The following is a 1,735-nucleotide window of genomic DNA, read 5'->3' on the forward strand; positions in this document are numbered from 1 at the left end:
AAATAATCAACAGCTACTCCTAAATTGGTAGGATTATCATCAATCACCAAAATAGTGAAGTTGGTTAAGTCAAGATCAGGGATATTCGTCGTGCTGACACTCATTGCTCTTGTTCCCAGTGCAGATAGTTTTCCACTAAAGCCACAATCTCATCTTCCTGAAACCCTCGCGCTAAATTTTTAAGTTGATTGGTAATAAGGAATATAGTCATCCAATTCATTGAGATAGATAGCTGTGTAACGAATTTTACTCATCAAAAATCCCAGGTAGTGTGCGAATCCCGCCTATGGGCGACCGGGGAAGAAAAACCAGCTGGGGTATTTATTCCCCTGAAGCTACTTATGATGTGGATCTTCAATGGTATTACTTCCCAATCTTCCCCATCCTTTTGTTGAGATCTCTATTTTCCCCAGTAATTCACCAATCTGGCAAAGTTTCAGGTCAATAGCAATGACACTATGTCTAGATTTGGGGATTAAGCCAAGTCCGCGCTAGATTAGCCCTACGCCTATTGACACTCCCCGGTCATTAGACGCGGGGATTCTTTGTTCACAGAGTCAGCTTGCTCATCCAGGCCGGAGCCAAGAAGAGTAGAGGCCGATTCTCCCAAAGCGTTCGGGTCTATGACCCAAGTTCCTGTGTGCCCCACAGTACTCAAGGCTCTTTGGAGGATGTTTATAGCGGCATTATGGTCGCGATCTAACTGACAGCCACATTTGCAGGTGTGAGTCCTAGTTGATAGAGACTTTTTTACGACCTCACCACACTCAGAGCAGTTTTGGCTAGTGTAGGCAGGATTCACTGCGACAGTGACTCTACCAAACTTAGTACCAAAATGCTCTAACCATTATTAAACTAAGCCAGTGAGTCACCCCACTGACTCGTCTTCAGAACCGTACGTGACAATGCACGCATCATACGGCTCCTCATTATAGGAACCCTTGACATTGGTACCTCTAGAATGGATTTTCATCTAAATCATTAAGGTTAGTTTTAGTTCCATGTTTAGTGTCGTGACAGTGTAGGTGTAGTAGTTCCAGATTTTCATCTTTATCACTTCCACCTAGGGAGCGTGGTTTTCTATGATGCGTTTCCAATAAATCACCATCCTTAAAGGTAAGGCCACAATAAGTGCATTTCCCTTATTGGCGTTCTAAAAGTCTTCCCTTCCGAGTGGTCATCTCAGGATGCTTTCTCATTCTGGTACCCCAGTAAATCAGGTCACCATCATAAGGACTTCTGGATTCTTTGACTTTTACATGCCGTATTATTTCGGTTTTGGCGTGCTTAGGGAGGTAGTTGTCTTTCCCAGTCATAAACGTCCATTTATCCTCTCCAATGGTTCCCCAGTATTTTTTGACTACCCAGGATTTTGATTTGTTGGGATGTCTCCTATATCCCCATCTTTGGAGTTTGTTCCAGAGCATGTTTCCCAAGTCATCGAAGGTTTCTTGACTACAGACTGACCTGTAGTAGTTACACCATCCTTTTATAATGGGTTTTAGGTGGCTAATTAAAGCTTCCTGAGGGGCAGCTCTGTGCTTGTTTATGGCTTCTGAGAGCTGTCCATAATGCTCTAAAATTGCTTCCTTAGATGGTTTGATGATGGTTTTAAAGCCTTGTCTTGAGTGATTTTTTCCTACTTTATACTGGCGAATATTGAATCCGAGGAAATCAAATCCGTCAAACGTATGGACAATTTTTGTTTTGCTTGGCTTTAATTCCAAACCCATAA

1 protein-coding gene and 2 pseudogenes are annotated in these 1,735 nt (G+C 42.7%); all 3 read right to left on the bottom strand.

Annotated features, from left to right (window positions below):
* Positions 1-508: 508 nt before the first annotated feature.
* Positions 509-847: pseudogene (locus F6K49_RS46025) on the bottom strand (transposase); the annotation flags it as partial.
* Between the two features lie 109 nt (positions 848-956).
* Positions 957-1,124: pseudogene (locus tag F6K49_RS46030) on the bottom strand (HNH endonuclease signature motif containing protein); the annotation flags it as partial.
* An 18-nt stretch (positions 1,125-1,142) separates the two neighbouring features.
* Positions 1,143-1,735 (bottom strand): group II intron maturase-specific domain-containing protein (locus tag F6K49_RS46035; protein ID WP_293109053.1); only part of this gene is annotated, 593 nt, incomplete at its 5' end.

This window comes from Moorena sp. SIO3I6, assembly GCF_010672095.1.